This window comes from Pseudomonas sp. PNPG3 (assembly GCF_023093815.1).
Lineage (GTDB): Bacteria > Pseudomonadota > Gammaproteobacteria > Pseudomonadales > Pseudomonadaceae > Aquipseudomonas > Aquipseudomonas asiatica.
Genome location: NZ_JALLKV010000005.1, coordinates 62,362 through 82,637 on the forward strand (window position 1 = coordinate 62,362; position 20,276 = coordinate 82,637).

Here is a 20,276-nt window from a genome sequence, read left to right on the forward strand (position 1 = left end):
ATCGCTGAATTAAAACTTAATGAACAAAAAGCCCGACACATGGCCGGGCTTCGTGTTCAGCGATCGACTCACTGATGGTACTGCGCCGACAGCTCATGCACGGCGTTGATGAACACGCCGGCGTGCTCTGGGTCGACTTCCGGTGTGATGCCGTGGCCGAGGTTGAACACATGGCCTGTGCCGTGGCCATAGCTGGCCAGGATGCGCGCCACTTCCTTGCGGATGGCCTCGGGCTTGGCGTACAGCACGGTCGGGTCCATGTTGCCCTGCAGCGCAACCTTGTCACCCACGCGGCGGCGGGCATCGCCGATCTCGCAGGTCCAGTCCAGGCCCAGCGCGTCGGCGCCGGCTTCGGCGATGCTTTCCAGCCACAGGCCGCCATTCTTGGTGAACAGGATCACCGGCACCTTACGCCCTTCGTGCTCGCGAATCAGGCCGCTGACGATCTTGCGCATGTAGGCCAGGGAGAACTCCTGGTAAGCGGCCGCCGACAGGTTGCCGCCCCAGGTGTCGAAAATCTGCACGGCCTGGGCACCAGCGAGGATCTGGCCGTTGAGGTAGCTGGTGACCGACTGGGCCAGCTTGTCCAGCAGCAGGTGCAGGGCCTGCGGATTGTCGTAGGCCATGGCCTTGGTCTTGCGGAAGTCCTTCGACGAGCCGCCTTCGACCATGTAGGTGGCCAGGGTCCACGGGCTGCCGGAGAAGCCGATCAGCGGCACGCGGCCGTTGAGCTCACGGCGGATGGTGCTGACCGCGTCCATCACGTAGCCGAGGTCTTTCTGCGGGTCGGGGATTGGCAGCGCCTCGATGTCAGCCGGGGTGCTGACGACTTTCTTGAAGCGCGGGCCTTCGCCGCTTTCGAAGTACAGGCCCAGGCCCATGGCATCGGGGATGGTGAGGATGTCCGAGAACAGGATCGCCGCGTCCAGCGGGTAGCGGTCCAGCGGCTGCAGGGTGACCTCGCAGGCGAACTGCGGGTTCATGCACAGGCTCATGAAGTCACCGGCCTTGGCGCGGCTGGCGCGGTACTCCGGCAGGTAGCGGCCGGCCTGGCGCATCATCCACACCGGGGTGACGTCTACGGGTTGCTTGAGCAGTGCACGCAGGAAACGATCGTTCTTCAGGGCAGTCATGTCGGCATCCGGAAAAATAGTGCGGGCATTTTCTCAGACGCCAGCGCAAAAGGCACGGTCAAGGCCATGCGTTTTGTCTATTGGATGCCATGGATCAAGGGTTTTTGTATACAAAAAATGCCTTTGGGGCTGCTTTGCAGCCCATCGCGACACAAGGCCGCTCCTACAGGAAGTACGCGATCCCTGTAGGAGCGGCCTTGTGTCGCGATGGGCCGCGAAGCGGCCCCGACAATCAATCAGACTTCCAGGTAGTCCAGAATGCCTTCAGCAGCAGTACGCCCTTCGAAGATAGCCGTCACCACCAGGTCCGATCCACGCACCATGTCGCCGCCGGCAAACACTTTCGGGTTGCTGGTCTGATGCTTGAACTTGCCTTTCTCCGGTGCAACCACGCGGCCCTGGCTGTCCAGTTGGATGCCATGCTGCTCGAACCAAGGCGCCGGGCTTGGGCGGAAGCCGAAGGCGATGACCACGGCATCGGCCGGCAGAATCTCTTCAGACCCCGGGATCGGTTCCGGGCTGCGGCGGCCACGGGCGTCCGGTTCGCCGAGACGGGTCTCGACCACCTTCACGCCTTCGACCTTGTCCTCGCCGACAATGGCGATAGGCTGGCGGTTGTAGAGGAACTTCACGCCCTCTTCCTTGGCGTTCTTCACCTCACGACGCGAACCCGGCATGTTGGCCTCGTCACGGCGATAGGCGCAGGTCACCGATTTGGCGCCCTGGCGGATCGAGGTGCGGTTGCAGTCCATCGCGGTGTCACCACCGCCCAGTACCACCACCTTCTTGCCCTGCATGTCGACGAAGTCTTCCGGCGACTTCTCGAAGCCCAGGTTGCGGTTGACGTTGGCGATCAGGAAGTCGAGCGCGTCATGCACGCCCGGCAGGTCCTCGCCCGGGAAGCCGCCCTTCATGTAGGTGTAGGTACCCATGCCCATGAATACCGCGTCGTACTCGGCGAGCAGTTGCTCCATGGTCACGTCCTTGCCCACCTCGGTGTTCAGGCGGAACTCGATGCCCATGCCGGTGAACACTTCACGGCGGTTGCTGAGCACGGTCTTTTCCAGCTTGAACTCGGGAATACCGAAGGTCAGCAGGCCGCCGATTTCCGGGTTGCGGTCGAACACCACCGGGGTCACGCCGGCACGTACCAATACGTCGGCACAGCCCAGGCCGGCCGGGCCGGCACCGATGATGGCAACGCGCTTGCCGGTTGGCTTGACCTTGGACATGTCCGGGCGCCAGCCCATGGCGAAGGCGGTGTCGGTGATGTACTTCTCCACCGAGCCGATGGTCACCGCACCGAAGCCGTCGTTCAGGGTGCAGGCACCCTCGCACAGGCGGTCCTGCGGGCATACGCGGCCGCACACTTCCGGCAGGGTATTGGTCTGGTGCGACAGCTCCGCCGCAGCCAGGATGTTGCCTTCGGAAACCAGCTTCAGCCAGTTGGGGATGAAGTTGTGTACCGGGCACTTCCATTCGCAATACGGGTTACCGCAGCCCAGGCAGCGGTGTGCCTGCTCCACGGACTGCTGCGGCTTGAACGGCTCGTAGATTTCCACGAACTCCTTCTTGCGCTGGCGCAGCAGCTTTTTCTTCGGGTCCTTGCGGCCCACTTCGATGAACTGGAAGTCGTTGTTCAGACGTTCAGCCATTTTTCAAAACCTCTTTACCGCAGTTGCCAGCCTCAGGCTGCAAGCTGCAAGACGATCACTTGAGCACGACGGGCCCCGCGCACGGGGCCGTCACTTGCAGCTGTTGTTACTGCGGGTTGGCACGGGTGCTGGACAGCAGTTGCTTCAGGTTGGCTGCCTTCGGCTTGACCAGCCAGAAGCGCCGCACGTAGTCGTCCAGGTTCTCCGAGAGCTCACGCCCCCACTCGCTGCCGGTCTCTTCCACGTACTCGGCAAGGACCCGCGCCAGGTGGCTGCGGTACGCCTCCATCGCTTCACCACTGATACGCTGGATTTCCACCAGCTCATGGTTGAGCTTGTCAACGAAGGTATTGTCCATGTCGAGCACGTAGGCGAAGCCGCCAGTCATGCCAGAACCGAAGTTGTAACCGGTCTTGCCCAGCACACAGACAAAGCCGCCGGTCATGTATTCACAGCAGTGATCGCCAGTGCCCTCGACAACAGCGTGGGCGCCGGAGTTACGTACAGCGAAGCGCTCGCCAGCAGTACCGGCGGCGAACAACTTGCCGCCGGTGGCGCCGTACAGGCAGGTGTTGCCGACGATGGCGCTGTGCTGGGTTTCGAACGGGCTGCCGGCTGGCGGCACGATGGTGACCTTGCCACCGGTCATGCCCTTGCCGACGTAGTCGTTGGCATCGCCTTCCAGGTGCAGGTTCAGGCCACCAGCGTTCCACACGCCGAAGCTCTGGCCCGCAGTGCCCTTGAAGCGGAAGGTGATCGGTGCCGCGGCCATGCCCTGGTTGCCGTGCAGGCGGGCGATTTCACCCGAGACCCGCGCACCGATGGAGCGGTCGCAGTTGCAGATGTCGAGGCTGAACTCGCCACCGGCCTGGTCGCGGATGGCCGGCATGGCCATTTCCACCATCTTCTCGGCCAGCTCGCCCTGGTCGAACGGCGGGTTCTTGTCGACTTCGCAGAACTGCGGCTTGTCAGCCGGGATGTGCGAGCTGCCCAGCAGCGGCGTCAGGTCCAGGTACTGCTGGCGCTCGGTGTCGCCTGGCAGCACGTCGAGCAGGTCGGTACGGCCGATCAGCTCGCCGAGGCTGCGTACGCCCAGCTTGGCCAGCCACTCACGGGTTTCTTCGGCGACGAAGGTGAAGAAGTTGATCACCATGTCGACGGTGCCGATGTAGTGATCCTTGCGCAGCTTGTCGTTCTGGGTGGCCACGCCGGTAGCGCAGTTGTTCAGGTGGCAGATGCGCAGGTACTTGCAGCCCAGTGCGATCATCGGCGCGGTACCGAAGCCGAAGCTTTCGGCGCCGAGGATGGCTGCCTTGATCACGTCCAGGCCAGTCTTCAGGCCACCGTCGGTCTGTACCCGTACCTTGCCGCGCAGGTCGTTGCCGCGCAGGGTCTGGTGGGTCTCGGCCAGGCCCAGCTCCCATGGGGCGCCGGCGTACTTGATCGAGGTCAGCGGCGAAGCACCGGTACCACCGTCGTAGCCGGAGATGGTGATCAGGTCGGCATAGGCCTTGGCCACACCGGCGGCGATGGTGCCGACGCCGGCTTCTGCCACCAGCTTGACCGAAACCAGGGCCTGCGGGTTGACCTGCTTGAGGTCGTAGATCAGCTGGGCCAGGTCTTCGATCGAGTAGATGTCGTGGTGCGGCGGTGGCGAGATCAGGGTCACGCCCGGTACCGCGTAACGCAGCTTGGCGATCAGGCCGTTGACCTTGCCGCCTGGCAGCTGGCCGCCTTCACCGGGCTTGGCGCCCTGGGCAACCTTGATCTGCAACACTTCGGCGTTGACCAGGTACTCCGGGGTCACGCCAAAGCGGCCGGTGGCCACCTGCTTGATCTTCGAGCTCTTGATGGTGCCGTAGCGCGCCGGGTCTTCACCGCCCTCGCCAGAGTTGGAACGCGCGCCCAGGCGGTTCATCGCCTCGGCCAGCGCTTCGTGAGCCTCCGGCGACAGTGCACCCAGCGAAATACCGGCGGAGTCGAAGCGTTTGAGGATCGCCTCCAGCGGCTCGATCTGCTCCAGCGGCAGCGGCTGGTCAGCCACTTTCACCTTCAGCAGGTCGCGGATCATCGACACCGGACGCTGGTCGACCAGCGTGGTGTATTCCTTGAACTTGGCATAGTCGCCCTGCTGCACGGCAGCCTGCAGGGTGTTGACCACATCCGGGTTGTAGGCGTGGTACTCGCCACCGTGAACGAACTTCAACAGGCCGCCTTGCTGGATCGGCTTGCGCGCGCTCCAGGCTTCGGCTGCCAGCAGCTTCTGGTCGCTTTCCAGGTCTGCGAAACGCGCACCCTTGATGCGGCTGGAAACGCCCTTGAAGCTCAGGCCGACCACTTCCTCGGACAGGCCGATGGCTTCGAACAACTGCGCGCCACGGTACGAGGCGATGGTGGAGATACCCATCTTCGACAGGATCTTCAGCAGGCCCTTGGAGATGCCCTTGCGGTAGTACTTGAAGACTTCGTCCAGGTCGCCCAGCACTTCGCCGGTACGAATCAGGTCAGCCAGCACTTCATAGGCCAGGTACGGGTAAACGGCCGAGGCACCGAAGCCCAGCAGCACGGCGAAGTGGTGCGGGTCGCGGGCGGTGGCGGTTTCCACCAGGATGTTGCTGTCGCAACGCAGGCCCTGTTCGGTCAGGCGGTGGTGTACCGCACCAACGGCCAGCGAGGCGTGCACCGGCAGCTTGCCAGGGGCAATGTAGCGGTCGCTCAGCACCAGCTGGGTCTTGCCAGCGCGCACTGCTTCTTCAGCCTGATCGGCGATGTTGCGGATGGCCGCTTCCAGGCCGACGCTCTCTTCATAGTTGAGGTCGATCAGCTGGCGGTCGAAACCTTCGCGCTCCAGGTTCATCAGCGAACGCCACTTGGCGGGCGAGATGACCGGCGAGCTGAGGATTACCCGCGAAGCGTGCTCGGGGGATTCCTGGAAGATGTTGCGTTCGGCGCCCAGGCAGATTTCCAGGGACATGACGATCGCTTCGCGCAGCGGGTCGATCGGCGGGTTGGTCACCTGGGCGAACTGCTGGCGGAAGAAGTCGTACGGCGAACGCACGCGCTGCGACAGAACGGCCATCGGCGTGTCGTCACCCATCGAGCCGACCGCTTCCTGGCCCTGCTCGCCGAGCGGGCGCAGCACCTGGTCACGCTCTTCGAAGGTGACCTGGAACATCTTCATGTATTGCTTGAGCTGGTCAGCGTCGTAGCTGGCCACGCCCTGATCATCGGTCAGCGTCGCCTGGATACGCGTGGCGTGCTGACGCAGCCAGCGCTTGTACGGGTGGCGCGACTTCAGGCGGTTGTCGATGGCGTCGGTGTCGAGGATCTGGCCGGTTTCGGTGTCCACGGCGAAGATCTGGCCTGGGCCAACGCGGCCCTTGGCGATGACGTCCTCGGGCTTGTAGTCCCATACGCCGATTTCCGACGCCAGGGTGATGTAGCCGTTCTTGGTGGTCACCCAGCGCGCCGGGCGCAGGCCGTTACGGTCGAGCAGGCACACCGCATGGCGGCCTTCGGTCATTACGATACCGGCCGGGCCATCCCACGGCTCCATGTGCATGGAGTTGTATTCGTAGAAGGCGCGCAGGTCGGCGTCCATGGTCTCGACGTTCTGCCAGGCTGGCGGTACCAGCATGCGCACGCCACGGAACAGGTCGATGCCACCAGTGACCATCAGCTCCAGCATGTTGTCCATGCTAGAGGAGTCGGAGCCGACGCGGTTGACCAGCGGGCCGAGCTCCTCGAGGTCGGGGATCAGGTCGTTGGCGAACTTGGTGCGACGGGCCATGGCCCAGTTGCGGTTGCCGGTGATGGTGTTGATCTCGCCGTTGTGGGCGAGGAAGCGGAACGGCTGCGCCAGCGGCCATTTCGGCAGGGTGTTGGTGGAGAAGCGCTGGTGGAACACGCAGATCGCGGTTTGCAGGCGCTCGTCACCCAGGTCCGGGTAGAAGGCCGCGAGATCGCGCGGCATCATCAGGCCTTTGTAGATGATGGTCTTGTGCGAGAAGCTGCAGATGTAGTGGTCGGCGTCGTGGGCGTTGGCCACGGAGGAACGGCGACGGGCACTGAACAGCTTGATGGCGAATTCCTGGTCGCTCAGGCCTTCACCGCCGATGAACACCTGCTCGATCTGTGGCAGGCGCTCAAGGGCCAGGCGGCCGAGCACGCTGGTATCGATCGGCACCTTGCGCCAGCCGACCAGTTTCAGGCCAGCAGCGAGGATTTCGCGGTCCATGTTGGCGCGGGCGGCTTCCGCTTTGACCGGGTCCTGGTTGAAAAACACCATGCCGACAGCGTACTGCTTGGGCAGCTCGACGGCGAAGTGCTCCTGGGCCACGGCACGCAGGAATTGATCGGGCTTCTGCATGAGCAGACCGCAACCGTCACCGGTCTTGCCGTCGGCGTTGATACCGCCGCGGTGGGTCATGCAGGTCAGTGCCTGCATGGCGGTTTGCAGAAGGTGGTGGCTCGGTTCGCCCGTCATATGGGCGATCAGGCCAAAACCACAGTTGTCCTTGAATTCTTCGGGATGGTACAGACCTGTTTTCATAGACACATTCTCACCAGGTTCACCTCTCAACGGAGGTAAATCTCTTTTTTAACAACCACTTACCATCCACGCCGATCAAACGCCAGCTTTTTTGCGGTGGCCATGGAAAACCATTGTTGCACAGCGACAGCGATGCTCACAAATTTTCATGTCTCACCATTGAAAATTTATGTCGCAATTTTGAATGTTTTTGCGCCATGCGCCGTGATAGCGGCTTGGCTCGAGTCTGAAGCGTTTCAGCCATGACTGCAAGTAAGGCTTGTGGCCGGCAGTCTGGGACAGAAAAGCCTGCCGCGTGACAACGCAGCAGGCTAGTCGAAAGTCAGTAATCGCTCAGCAACTGGGCGGCGGGGTGGTGCCGCCCGGAAGGTATCAGCGGGCCGAGGCCAGCTCTTGTTGGACGCTGGCGACGGTACGTGGCCAAGGTTTACCAGCCTGGACCTTCGCTGGCAAGTTCTTGATTGCCGCAACCGCTGCGTCGCGGTTGGCGAAGTTGCCGTAAGTGACTACGTACAGCGGCTTGCCCTGCAGGTTTTTCTTGAAGTAGCGATAGTCGCCACCTTGAGCCTTCACGAACGCCTGAGCCGAAGCCTCGGAGCTGGTACCCAGGATCTGCACCACGTAATTGCCCGGTTTCTGCCCGGCGTACCAGCCGCTGTTGCCGCTGCCACCGGCTGCCGGCTTCTCGACAGGCTTGGCGGCCGGCTTGGCCACGGCGACCTGGGTCGGTGCTGGGGCAGGCTTGGCAGGCGCAACCGGCTTGGCAGGTTGGGTTGCGACAGGTTTTGGCGCAGGCGCAACCGGCTGCGGTTGCGTCTGTACTGGCTGGGCAGGTACCGGTGCCGGGCCCGCTGGCACACCTTGCGGCGGTGCGATGGTGGTCACGGTTGGCGGCGGGTTGCCTGGCTGCAGGGCGGTATCACCGGCCGGGCTGCCCTCTTCACCCTCGCCCATGCCCGCGGCCTGGGCCAGTGGCTCGCGCATCACCGGCTGCGACTGGCCAACCAGCGGCAGCGGCATCGGCTGGGACGAACCCGAGAACTCGATGGCGGGATTGCCACCATTGGCCTGGCCCTCGCCAAGCGGCAGCTGGGCCTGGGCGGCCGGCGCTTCGGCAGGCGCCTTGTCACCTTTCTTCGGCATCAACACCGCGGCCGCAACGGCGACCACAACCACAGCGGACAGCGCGAGCACATGTTTTTTAGGCATCTTGAACCCCATGGATGGTCGCTTGGCCGTCGAGCGGCTGGCGATCATGGCTTCGATCAAAGTGTCACGGGCGACCTGGTTGATGTTGCCAGGCCAGCCGTCGGAGTTTTCATGGATATCGACGATCTGTTCACGGCTGAACACCTCGATGCCCCGGCCAGCGCCTTCCAGGCGCTGCTCCAGGTACTCGCGGGTTTCTTCTTCACTGTAAGGGGCGAGTTCGATGATGTGGAAGCGTTCTTCCTCGATATTGATCTCGTCCAGCCCGGCAATCAGCGACGGCTCACCGAACAGGAACACGTGCGGGCGCCCTTCCGGTACACCCGCCGCCAATTCCAGCAACGCTTGGAGTGCCGACTCGTCGAGTTGTTCCGCATCGTCCACCAGCAAATACACTTCCTGGCCGGTCAGTGCCAGTTGCACCACCTTGGCCAGGATCGCCTGCATTTCGGCCTCGGCCACATCCAGGTTCTGTGCAACCTGGCCGAGTACGCTGGCGGCATCGCTGGCGCCACGGGCGGACACCACCACGCTCTGCACCGCCTGCTTGTTGGTACTGGCCACCAGGGCCTGGCGCAGCAGGGTCTTGCCACTGCCCAGCGGGCCGGTGACAACCAGCATCAGCTGGCTGTAGCGCGCCAGGTGATGCAGCTGGCCGAGCACGGGCTTGCGCTGGGCCGGGAAGAACTTGAAGCCGGGCACACGGGGCGCGAACGGATCATGGCTCAACTGGTAATGGTCGAGAAAGGCCTCATCGGCATGCAAACTGGTCATTGCGCTGTCACAACCTCAAAGCTGGGCCACGATCGCGCGGTAATCCGCCGACAACGTGGCCTGTAGAATCTCTTTCGGATAGTCGTCGGTCACCACGGCCTCGCCCATCTGGCGCAGCAGCACCAGACGCAGGCGGCCGTCGAGCACTTTCTTGTCGACCGCCATGTGCTCCATGAAATGCGCCGGGGTCATCTCCTGTGGTGGCACCACCGGCAAGCCTGCGTCCTGCAACAGGCGGATTCCGCGATCGCGCTCGGCCTGGTCGATCCAGCCAAGGCGCATGGACATCTCCAGAGCCATCACCGTGCCCGCCGCCACGGCTTCGCCGTGCAGCCACACGCCGTAACCCATGTGGGTCTCGATAGCATGCCCGAAGGTGTGCCCCAGGTTCAGCGTGGCGCGCACGCCAGACTCGCGCTCGTCGGCACCCACCACCGCGGCCTTGGCCGCGCAGGAGCGGCGGATGGCTTCGGTCAGCGCCACCGGGTCGAGGGCACGCAGTGCCTGCATATTGTCCTCGAGCCAGGCGAGGAACGGTTTGTCGCAGATCAGTCCGTACTTGATCACTTCGGCAAGGCCTGCGGACAGCTCGCGCGATGGCAGGGTCTTGAGGCTGGTGGTGTCGATCAGCACCGCATTGGGCTGGTAGAAGGCACCGACCATGTTCTTGCCCAACGGGTGGTTGATGCCGGTCTTGCCGCCGACCGAGGAGTCGACCTGGGACAGCAAAGTGGTCGGCACCTGGATGAAGTCGACGCCGCGCTGGTAGCAGGCGGCAGCGAAGCCGGCCATGTCACCGATCACGCCGCCGCCCAGGGCAACCACGGTGGTGCGGCGGTCGTGCCGTGCTGTCAGCAGGCCATCGAAGATCAGCTGCAGGGTTTCCCAGTTCTTGTGGGCTTCGCCATCGGGCAATACCACCGGCAGCACCGAATAGGCCCCCAGGGTCTTGCTCAGGCGTTCGAGATACAGGGGCGCGACGGTCTCGTTGGAAACAATGGCAACCTGCCGCCCGGCAATGTGCGGCGCCAGCAGCTCAGGCTGGTCCAGCAGGCCTTCGCCAATGTAGATCGGGTAGCTACGCTCGCCCAGGTCGACCTTTAGTGTCTGCATGTATCCCCACAATGTACTTGTGCGCGGCGCCGCTCGGGCACCTACGCGGTTACGTTGAACCTCGCCTCGGCGCTGGTGGCCGAGAATAGTCCCGGGCTAACGGGGCGGCAACTGCTGCAAGCGCTCGAGAATATCGATCACCACCATGCGTGGCGGCCGCTCGTCGGTTTCTACCACCAGGTCGGCGATCTCGCGGTAGAGCGGGTCGCGGGCTTCCAGCAGGGCGCGCAAGGTCGCCTCGGGATTGGCGGTGCGCAAAAGGGGGCGATTGCGATCACGCGCGGTGCGACCAACCTGCTGTTCGACCGAAGCATGCAGATAGATCACCCGGCCACCCTGATGCAGGGCCTTGCGGTTGGCTTCGCGCATTACCGCGCCACCGCCGGTCGCCAAGACCACGCCGTCGAGTGCGCACAGCTCGGCGATCATCGCCTGCTCGCGGTCACGGAAACCCGGCTCGCCTTCCTTGTCGAAAATCCACGGGATGTTGGCGCCGCATCGCAGTTCGATTTCCTTGTCGGAATCCTTGAACAGCAGGCGCAGCTCTTTGGCCAATAGGCGTCCGATGGTGCTTTTACCAGCACCCATGGGCCCCACAAGTATCAAATTTCGCACAGAATCAACGACTCACAGCAATCGCCTGGTCACTCATGATACGCGGAGTCAGGAAGACCAGCAGCTCGGATTTTTTCTCTTGTAATGCATCGCGTCGAAACAGCCGCCCAACATACGGCAGATCGCCGAAAAATGGCACCTTGTCGACCACATTGTTTTGCGAAGTCGAGTACACGCCACCGATCACGATCGTTTCTCCGTCCGTCACGCGAACCTTGGCATTGACCTCGTTCTTGCGGATCGGCGGTACGTTGTTCAGGGCATTGACGTAATCCGGCTCGTCCTTGGTCACCCTGACGGTCATGATCACCTTGTTGTCCGGAGTGATCTGCGGGGTCACTTCCAGCGACAACGAGGCTTCGCGGAATGCTACCGAGGTGGCGCCGCTCTTGCTGGTTTCCTGGTACGGCACCTCGGTGCCTTTGAGGATCCTGGCCGTTTCCTTGTCGGCCGTGACCACCTTGGGCTGCGAGATGATTTCGCCGTTGCCGCTCTTTTCCATGGCACTGAGTTCCAGGTCGAGCAGCACATCGCCACGCAACAGGCCCAGACCGATGCTACCGCCCACCCGCTCCACCCCGAGATCGACGAACAGATCCTTGCCCGGGCGCGGGCTCTCGACATACAGCGGCCCACCCCAGCGCACCCCCAGGCTTTTCTCGTAATCGACGTTGGCCTCGACGATACGTGCCTCGATCGCCACCTGACGCACCGGCACATCCAGCTGCGCCACCAGTTGCCTCAGCTCGGCAAGGCGGTCTGCCGGCTGGTGCACCACCAGCGTATTGGTGCGCTCATCGACACTGAGGCTGCCCCGACTGGTGAGGATGCCGTCATCCGCCAGGCTCGCCAGCAGCAGCTCTGCCAGATCGGCGGCCTTGGCGTGATGAATGGGCAACAGCTCCCGACGCAATGGCTGCAACTGTGCATCCAGCGCCTGGCCCACATGGGCATCGACAGACTGCGCGGCAAACTCCGCTGCGGGCGCCACCAGCAGCACATTGCCCTCCTGTCGCCGGGCCAAGCCCTTGGTGCGCAGCACCAGATCCAGCGCCTGGTCCCATGGAACATCCTCAAGGCGCAAAGTGACGCTACCCTGCACGGCATCGCTGGCAACCAGGTTGACACCGGCATAGTCAGCCAGCACCTGCAGCACCGAGCGCACTTCCACATCCTGGAAGTTCAGCGACAGTGGTTCACCCTGATAAGGCATTGCCGACGCCAGCGGGAACGGCAGCAGGGCTGCCAGCATCCATTTCATCAATCTTTTCATCGTCATCCGGGGCCTCCTTGCCCAGGTGCTTTGCCAGCGTGATGAACGCCGTGCGTTCATGCCACCCCCCGGCCATGAACAGCCGTTCGCGTACTTCGACCTGGGATTGATCAACTCTCGCCACCACCCCCTGGTCACGCCCGACCCGGTCCCCAGGGCGTACGCGATAGAGCCTGCCCGCCGCCATCAGCAGTGCTTCGTGTTCCGCTCCACGTGACAGGCTGCCGACCATCTCCAGTTGCGCCAAAGGCACGCCGGCCAACCCGCTGGCCGACAATCGCGTCGCTCCAGGCGCAAACGGGTCGACTGCGGGCGCTGCCGTCACGCCCCTGGCTGGCATACGCGCTAGCATCGCAGGCTGCGGCACTGGCGCCAGCGCCTGATAGGCATCAACCCGCAACTGCAGGCGCAGCAGCCCAGGCTTGCCATCTGCTGGAGCCAGTTGCAGGTCACCACTACGCAAAACACGCGCCTGGCCCAACCAGTCACCCAGCCACTGGCGCAATGCCGCGTATCGCCCCACCACCTGTAGCTCCAGCGGCACCTGGCGGAAACCGGCCTGCTGTTCGTCTTCATGAACGTCGAAGCGCTCGATCAGCAAGCCATGCGCGTGCCCCGAAGCCGCCAGACGTTCGAGAAGGTCACTCATGCCCTCACCGGCCGCCAGGTGCCAGTGCGCCTCGCGCAAGCGTTGCTCGGCGATGGTTACCGACGCGTGGAGTTGCTCCAACTCGGCCAGTTGCACCGCGCCGGCTGAATGCTGTTCGTGCAACTCGGCGTGCCGAGCCTCCTCCTGCGCCTGCTGTTGCAGCGCTGCAGGCAGACGTATGGCACAGCCCAGGCCGAACAACGCCAAGGCCACCAGCACTGGCGCCAGCTGCCTGAAGCGGCTGGAGCTCTCGGCCATGGCCAGCCAGCCGAGCACCTGCGCAGCATTCACGACCAGAACGCCGAAACGCGCGCCCCCAGCAGGAATTCATCGCCGCCTGGCAGGCTCCTGATGCGCTTGAGCTCCAGACCAACCAGCGCACTCGAGCGGCTCAGGTCACGCATGAACTGCGCGACCACGGCACCTGACTTGGCCAGCCCGGTCATCTGCAAATTGCCATCTTCCAGGCTGAGGTCGAGCAGTTGCACACCCACCGGCAACGCCCGCTCGAGGTCAGCGAACACCCCGGCCAGCACATCCTGATGGGCGCGCAGTGCTTCCAGCGCCGCCGCGCGTGCCAGCAGCGCCTCATGCTGCGCATGCACATCGGCCAGCGGCTGCAACTGCTCGCCCAACACTTCAAGGGCTGCCTGGTGCCGGGTATTGGCCAGCGCCTGCTGCTCCCCGCGCTGGCGGGCCAGCTGGTCGACCAACATCACGCCACACAGGGCCAGTAGAGCGCCGGCGACCAGTTGCCTGCGGAAAGACCGCAACGCCGCTTGGCGCTGCCGTTCGCGCCAGGGCAGAAGGTTCAGCCGCATCATCGACGCAATCCTCCGAGAGCCAGGGCGCAAGCCAGAATCATCGCACCATCGACGTGCTCCAGGCGCGCCAGGTCAGGCACCAGGCGACACGGAAGGTTCAGCTGGGAGCCGAGGCTTTGCAACTGGCCCGCTTCGACCGGAGAACAGCTGGCAATCAACAGGCATTCCGGCAAAGGCTCACCGGCAAGCAAGGCCAGCAGGCGCTCTGGCAGCGCCCCGGTTATCGTCGACAGCCCCAGGCTCAGCTCACGCCGTTGCTGAGGCTGCCCCGAATGCCAGCCATAAAGGATGGTGCTGTGCGCCTCGATACGCAGCAACGCCGAGCTCTGGTGCCGGCCCTGCGGCAGCATGCGCCCCAAGGCAATGCTGTCGACCTCCACGGCCTCCAGTTGCAACCCTGCCTCCTCGACGATACCTTCAAGTGGCGCCAGTGCGCTCTGCCGACATGCCGCCACCATCACCTCGGCGCAGCCTGGCTGGACGCGAGAACCGCCCAGGACCTGAAAATCCAGGGCCAGGTCTTCCAGCGGAAATGGAAACAGCCGTTCGGCGTCAGCCAGCAGCTGCGCCTCCACTTCTGCACCGCCCTGTTCCACTGGCAGGTGGCACAGCTTGCATATCACCTGGTTACCCGGCAGTGCCAGCGCGACCCGGCGCTGTTTGAGGCCGCTGCGCCTGTAGGCGCGCCTCAAGGCAGCCGCCACGGCGCCAGGCTCTGCCGCCCAATCACTGCCAGCCAATGATTCGAACGGCTCTTGTACCGAGGCAAGCACCCGGCAGCGCCGGTTACGCCGCTGCAGTTGCACAATCCGAACGGAGTCAGGGGCAATTTCCACCCCCACAAGTGAACCGGCATCCTTGCCGAAGCGTCCTAGCATCGTGGCATCCTTGTTGTCTGTCGCCGCCATCCTTCGCGGCTACCTGCCCCAACCCCGCGTCAGCACTAGGCCGCGCCTGCCCATCGAGGCGACGGGCAGCCTGGCCGGTAACCCGGAGAGGCGAAAAAATGCTTATAATGCCCAGCGTTGTGCGACACGTTTTGCGTGTCTCCTCCCACCAAGCTGTATGGTCAGCTTGATGTGGTTTTCCAAAGGAAACCGAAAACTTGGGTACCCATCCCCAAGAAACAAAACCAACCCAGAAGTCCACTGCCTTCAAGGACTTAACGCTGCGGCGGATGGCAAAACCCAAGGTCGTTCAGCTCTCGGTAGCACGACCGCAGGACCGGCAATCCCGGTTTTGGAGAGCCCTCTACACACCAACCCAAGCGGGGGAGAAGACCCCCGCAGGGGTCCCCTCCTGCTTATTTTGAAACAGGAGGTAACAACTTCCCGACCAACGGTCATTTCACCGTCTTGGTTCGGTCCTTCCTCTGGAGACATGAGCGGAAGCTCTGTCTGTCATTGTCCAACTGCCGCCTACATGGAGCAGTAGCGGACTCGTTGTGCGACCAACGGTAGCCTACGACGGCATGCATCACTGGCAACGGTGGTGTGTGAAGCCCGTCTGACAATGTAGCCCCCACCTCGGGTGCATTCTCTCCGCGAGGAGAGGTGCGGAGACTCGGAGCAGTGCCGGGTTGAGGCGCTAGGCTGACTGGTATGGGTAACGTATGTGAACCACTGATAAACACCGTAAGCATTGCCAAGCCAAAGCTGCTGACAGGCTTGAACCAAAAGGTACGTGATCGGATATCTCCGTAGCGCTTGGGGATACGTCGCCTTCAAGATCACCGGTGAAAAGGTGGGCCCTAACCCAGTCGTGTGACAGACAGGGAACGTGGTAAGCCCGTATCGCTGCCCTGTGGGCAGGTGAACCGTAAGGAACACTGTTGGCGGTGCGGGTATGGGATCGCAGAGAAAGCGAACGCCAGGCTGTAATGGCTTGGATAGGGGTTGGAACATCACCCCACGGGAAACCGGGCAGACTTCTGCGTGGTCTTCTGCCGCAATGACTCTGACTGAGACCGTCTCATCAACTTCAGGGCTGACTTCATTGGCCCTTGATCATCCAACCCTGACGGGGTGCACGCGCCCCTCAGGGGTACGTGCGCCTTCCGCTCGGGTGGTATCACTTTGAGAGGAAAGCAGCATGAAAGAGCTCAGCCAGCAAGGTGAGCCTGCGCTTTCCGGCACTCCGCAGCAGTGGCATGACGTCGATTGGCGTCGGGTTCAGCGGAATGTCCGGGGAATGCAGGTGCGAATTGCGAAGGCTTGTCGGGAAGGCAAATGGCGCAAGGTTAAATCCCTGCAACGGATGCTTACCCACTCGAAGTCGGCCAGATACTTGGCCGTACGGAGAGTCACGGAAAATCAGGGAAGCCGCACGGCGGGAGTCGATAGGCAACTCTGGGACACACCCAACGCTAAATGGAATGCGGTTGGTCAGTTGAAGACGCGGGGTTACCGGGCTCGGCCACTACGGCGAGTCTACATCCCGAAGTCGGATGGACGGGAACGCCCTCTGGGCATACCGACCATGACGGATAGGGCCATGCAAGCACTGTACATGCTGGCCCTGTCTCCCATCGCAGAAACCCAGGGCGATCCGAATAGCTACGGCTTTAGGATCGAACGTTGTACGGCGGATGCGATGGCGCAGCTCTTCCTGTGTCTTTCCAAACAGGCTTCCGCCTGTTGGGTTTTGGACGCAGACATCGAAGGGTTCTTCGACAACATCAACCATGAATGGCTGTTAGGAAACGCCCCTACGGATAACCGGATGCTTCGGCAGTGGTTGAAGGCTGGAGTCATCCACAAGGGGCAGTTGCACGCAACGGATGCAGGCACGCCACAAGGGGGAATTATCTCCCCGGTGTTGGCGAATCTGGCACTGGATGGTCTGGAAACACTCCTCAAGCAACACCTAGGAGTGACAAGGGCGAAGAAGCTGAAGGTGAATGTGGTGCGATACGCGGATGATTTCGTGATTACTGGCACTTCCTCGGAAGTGCTGGAGAACGAAGTAAAACCTTGGGTAGAACAGTTCCTCGCGAAGCGTGGACTGCGGTTGTCACTCAAGAAAACGCGTATTGCTCACATCGACGAAGGCTTCGACTTCCTTGGATGGAATTTCCGGAAATACGAAGGAAAGCTGCTGATCAAACCGAGCAAAAAGAACGTTAAAGCGTTCTACGGCAAGATCAGGGAGGCAATCAACACCCACAAGACGAGTAAGCAAGAGGATCTAATCCAACTGCTAAATCCGATGCTGAGGGGTTGGGCGCTATACCATCAGCCAGTGGTAGCCAAGCAAACGTACAGCCGGATGGACCACCGAGTGTTTGTAAAACTGTGGCGTTGGGCGAAACGGCGACATCCAAACAAGTCCCTCGACTGGGTTAGGAAGAAGTACTTCCGAGCCTCCGGAGAACGGAACTGGGTTTTCGCCACCACGACAGTGGACGATGCTGGGAGGAGACGGGAGATCGAGCTTTGCTCGCTCGCGAGCACGCCGATCGAGCGACACAAAAAGGTGAGTGGGGATTACAACCCTTATGACCCTGCCATGGAGGCCCAAAGCGAAAAACTGCGGATGGACCGGATGCTGAAAAAGCTGCAGTACCGGAAACAAATCGGCAGCCTATACGCCAGCCAAAACGGCCTGTGTTTGCTTTGCAAGCAACCGATCACCAAGGAAACGGGGTGGCACGACCACCACATCATCCACCGGGCCGTTGACGGTGGTGACGCCTTGGCCAATCGGGTACTCTTGCACCCCAACTGTCATAACCAGCTCCACACGCGTGGTCTGTACGTGACCAAGCCGGCTCCCCTTGGGGGCTTAAAGAAGGCTTGAGCCGTATGCGCTGAAAGGCGCACGTACGGTTCTTAGGGGGGAGTCAGCCAGCAATGGCTGGCTCCCACCCGACTTTTGGTCCGCCGGACCTGCGTGCAATCCACTCCCAACCTGGACACCGAAAAGCCTTGATACGTCTGCTGAAGTTCTTCTGGTGGTCTTCCGTCGCAGTCATCTGCGCGCTCGTACTCGGTGTGAGCGGTGCGTTTCTGTATCTTAGCCCCAACCTGCCCTCGGTCGAGTCGCTCAGAAGCATCCAGTTGCAGATCCCCCTCAGGGTGTACAGCAGCGACGGCAAGCTGATTGCCGAGTTCGGCGAAATGCGTCGCTCACCGATCCGCTTCGAGGAAATTCCCCCACAATTCATCCAGGCGCTTCTGTCGGCCGAGGACGACAACTTCCTCAATCACTACGGTGTCGACCCCAGCAGCCTGATGCGCGCCGCGACCCAGTTGGTGAAAACCGGCCATATCCAGACCGGCGGCAGTACCATCACCATGCAGGTGGCGAAGAACTTCTTCCTCACCAGCGAGCGCAGCTTCTCGCGCAAGACCAACGAAATCCTGCTGGCCCTGCAGATCGAGCGTGAGCTGACCAAGGACGAGATCCTCGAGCTGTACGTGAACAAGATCTACCTGGGCAACCGCGCCTACGGTATCGATGCCGCCGCGCAGGTGTACTACGGCAAGTCGATCCGCGACGTGAGCCTGGCGCAGATGGCGATGATCGCCGGCCTGCCCAAGGCACCCTCGCGCTTCAACCCGCTGGCCAACCCCGTACGCGCCAAAGAGCGCCGCGACTGGATCCTCGGCCGCATGTACAAGCTGGGCAAGATCGACGAAGCCAGTTACCAGGCGGCCCTGGCCGAGCCGCTCAACGCCAGCTACCACGTGCCCACGCCTGAAGTGAATGCGCCTTACATCGCCGAAATGGCCCGCGCCGAAATGGTCGGTCGCTACGGCAGCGACGCCTACACCGAAGGCTTCCGCGTCACTACCACGGTGCCCAGCGACATGCAGGAAATGGCCAACAAGGCCATCCTCAACGGTCTCTCCGACTACGATGAGCGCCACGGCTACCGCGGCCCCGAAGCACGCTTCCCGGGCCGCACCCAGGCAGCCTGGCTGCAGGAACTGGGCAAGCAGCGCAGCCTCGGCGGCCTGGAGCCGGTCATCGTCACCCAGGTCGAAAAAACCGGCCTCAAGGTGCTGACCCGCAGCGGCCAGGAAGAGCAGGTGGCCTGGGACACCATGAAATGGGCGCGCCCGTTCATCAACAGCAACTCCCAGGGCCGTGCGCCGCAGTCACCGGCAGATGTGGCCCAGGTTGGCGACCTGGTGCGCGTGCAGCGCCTCGAGGATGGCAAGCTCAAGTTCAGCCAGGTACCTGGCGCGCAGAGTGCGCTGGTCACCCTCGACCCTTACAACGGCGCCATCCGCGCCCTGGTCGGCGGTTTCTCGTTCGAGCAGAGCAACTACAACCGCGCCATGCAGGCCAAGCGTCAGCCGGGCTCGAGCTTCAAGCCGTTCATCTACAGCGCCGCACTGGACAGTGGCTACACCGCATCCAGTCTGGTCAACGATGCACCAATCGTGTTCGTCGACGAGTACCTGGACAAAGTCTGGCGACCGAAGAACGACACCAATACCTTCCTTGGTCCGATCCGCATGCGCGAAGCGCTGTACAAGTCGCGCAACCTGGTGTCGATCCGCCTGCTGCAGGCCATGGGCGTGGACCGCACCATCGACTACATCGCCAAGTTCGGCTTCAACAAGCAGGACCTGCCACGCAACCTGTCGCTGGCACTGGGCACCGCCACCCTGACCCCTATGGAAATCGCCACAGGCTGGAGTACTTTTGCCAACGGCGGGTACAAGATCACCCCGTACCTGATCGAACGCATCGAAAGCCGCAGCGGCGAGACGCTGTTCACCGCCAACCCGGCTCGGGTACCGCAAGGTGCCGAGGACCAGGCGGGTGTGGCCGCGCCCGAACAGCCGATCAGCACAACCGCCATGCCTGGCGAGGCACCCGCTGCCTTCAGCCAGGTGGCTTCTGCACCGCAGGCGCCGGCCGTGGCCGAGCGTATCATCGACGGTCGCACCACCTACATCCTCACCAGCATGCTGCAGGACGTGATCAAGCGCGGCACCGGACGCCGGGCGCTGGCCCTGGGCCGCACCGATCTGGCAGGCAAGACCGGTACTACCAACGAGTCCAAGGACGCCTGGTTCTCCGGCTACAACGCCGACTACGTGACCACCGTGTGGGTCGGCTTCGATCAGCCCGAAACCCTTGGACGCCGCGAGTACGGCGGCACGGCGGCACTGCCGATCTGGATGAGCTTCATGGGCGCGGCACTCAAGGACAAGCCTGCGCATGCGCCGGCAGAACCGGAAGGCATCCTCAGCCTGCGCGTCGACCCGGTCAGCGGCCGTGCCGCTTCGCCGAGCACGCCGAATGCCTACTTCGAGCTGTTCAAGGCCGAGGACTCGCCGCCGTCGGTGGACGAACTGGGCACTGGCGCAGCACCGGGCAGCCCACTGCCGGCGGATGAAGCGGCGCCGATGGACCTGTTCTGACCAGATGTAAAGCCGGGGGGCGCTTTGCGCCCCTATCGCGACACAAGGCCGCTCCCACAGGAAACGCCTAGCCCTTGTGGGAGCGGCCTTGTGTCGCGA

General features: G+C 62.7%; 12 protein-coding genes. 2 read left to right on the plus strand and 10 right to left on the minus strand.

Annotation, left to right across the window (positions count from 1 at the left end; genetic code table 11):
• Positions 1 to 68: 68 nt before the first annotated feature.
• The 10 genes from hemE to pilM all read right to left on the minus strand — a co-directional run bounded on the left by hemE (position 69) and on the right by pilM (position 14,675).
• Entirely contained in the window at positions 69 to 1,133 is a 1,065-nt protein-coding gene (gene hemE / locus MJ643_RS05640; protein ID WP_013974598.1) for a uroporphyrinogen decarboxylase, read from the minus strand.
• Positions 1,134 to 1,369: 236 nt separating this feature from the next.
• Positions 1,370 to 2,788: an FAD-dependent oxidoreductase gene (locus MJ643_RS05645; RefSeq protein ID WP_013974599.1), complete on the minus strand. Its 1,419-nt coding sequence runs from the start codon at positions 2,786 to 2,788 to the stop codon at positions 1,370 to 1,372.
• A gap of 106 nt (positions 2,789 to 2,894) precedes the next feature.
• On the minus strand, positions 2,895 to 7,340 hold the full coding sequence (gene gltB / locus MJ643_RS05650; protein ID WP_013974600.1) for a glutamate synthase large subunit: 4,446 nt from the start codon (positions 7,338 to 7,340) through the stop codon (positions 2,895 to 2,897).
• A 372-nt stretch (positions 7,341 to 7,712) separates the two neighbouring features.
• Positions 7,713 to 9,323: an AAA family ATPase gene (locus MJ643_RS05655; RefSeq protein WP_013974601.1), complete on the minus strand. Its 1,611-nt coding sequence runs from the start codon at positions 9,321 to 9,323 to the stop codon at positions 7,713 to 7,715.
• A gap of 15 nt (positions 9,324 to 9,338) precedes the next feature.
• The gene (gene aroB, locus MJ643_RS05660) at positions 9,339 to 10,436 is read right to left on the minus strand and encodes a 3-dehydroquinate synthase (RefSeq protein ID WP_013974602.1); all 1,098 of its coding nucleotides are present in this window, start codon (positions 10,434 to 10,436) and stop codon (positions 9,339 to 9,341) included.
• Between the two features lie 96 nt (positions 10,437 to 10,532).
• On the minus strand, positions 10,533 to 11,051 hold the full coding sequence (aroK, locus tag MJ643_RS05665; RefSeq protein WP_015272136.1) for a shikimate kinase AroK: 519 nt from the start codon (positions 11,049 to 11,051) through the stop codon (positions 10,533 to 10,535).
• Between the two features lie 4 nt (positions 11,052 to 11,055).
• Positions 11,056 to 12,324, minus strand: a complete 1,269-nt coding sequence (locus MJ643_RS05670; RefSeq protein WP_080563829.1) for a secretin N-terminal domain-containing protein — start codon at positions 12,322 to 12,324, stop codon at positions 11,056 to 11,058.
• A complete protein-coding gene (locus MJ643_RS05675; protein ID WP_031325416.1) occupies positions 12,248 to 13,249 on the minus strand; it encodes a pilus assembly protein PilP in 1,002 nt (333 codons plus the stop codon). Before MJ643_RS05675 ends, MJ643_RS05670 begins: the two co-directional genes overlap by 77 nt.
• An 11-nt stretch (positions 13,250 to 13,260) precedes the next feature.
• Positions 13,261 to 13,797, minus strand: coding sequence for a PilN domain-containing protein (locus MJ643_RS05680; protein ID WP_023662590.1), 537 nt, complete (start codon positions 13,795 to 13,797; stop codon positions 13,261 to 13,263).
• Entirely contained in the window at positions 13,794 to 14,675 is an 882-nt protein-coding gene (pilM, locus tag MJ643_RS05685; RefSeq protein WP_024087852.1) for a pilus assembly protein PilM, read from the minus strand. Before pilM ends, MJ643_RS05680 begins: the two co-directional genes overlap by 4 nt.
• Before the next feature lie 1,213 nt (positions 14,676 to 15,888).
• Between pilM and ltrA the strand changes: the two genes are divergently transcribed.
• Positions 15,889 to 17,595 (plus strand): group II intron reverse transcriptase/maturase, encoded by a 1,707-nt coding sequence (gene ltrA, locus MJ643_RS05690; RefSeq protein ID WP_012312325.1) that lies wholly within the window; start codon positions 15,889 to 15,891, stop codon positions 17,593 to 17,595.
• Positions 17,596 to 17,723: 128 nt separating this feature from the next.
• Positions 17,724 to 20,177: a penicillin-binding protein 1A gene (locus MJ643_RS05695; protein WP_038410209.1), complete on the plus strand. Its 2,454-nt coding sequence runs from the start codon at positions 17,724 to 17,726 to the stop codon at positions 20,175 to 20,177.
• The last annotated feature ends 99 nt before the right edge of the window (positions 20,178 to 20,276 follow it).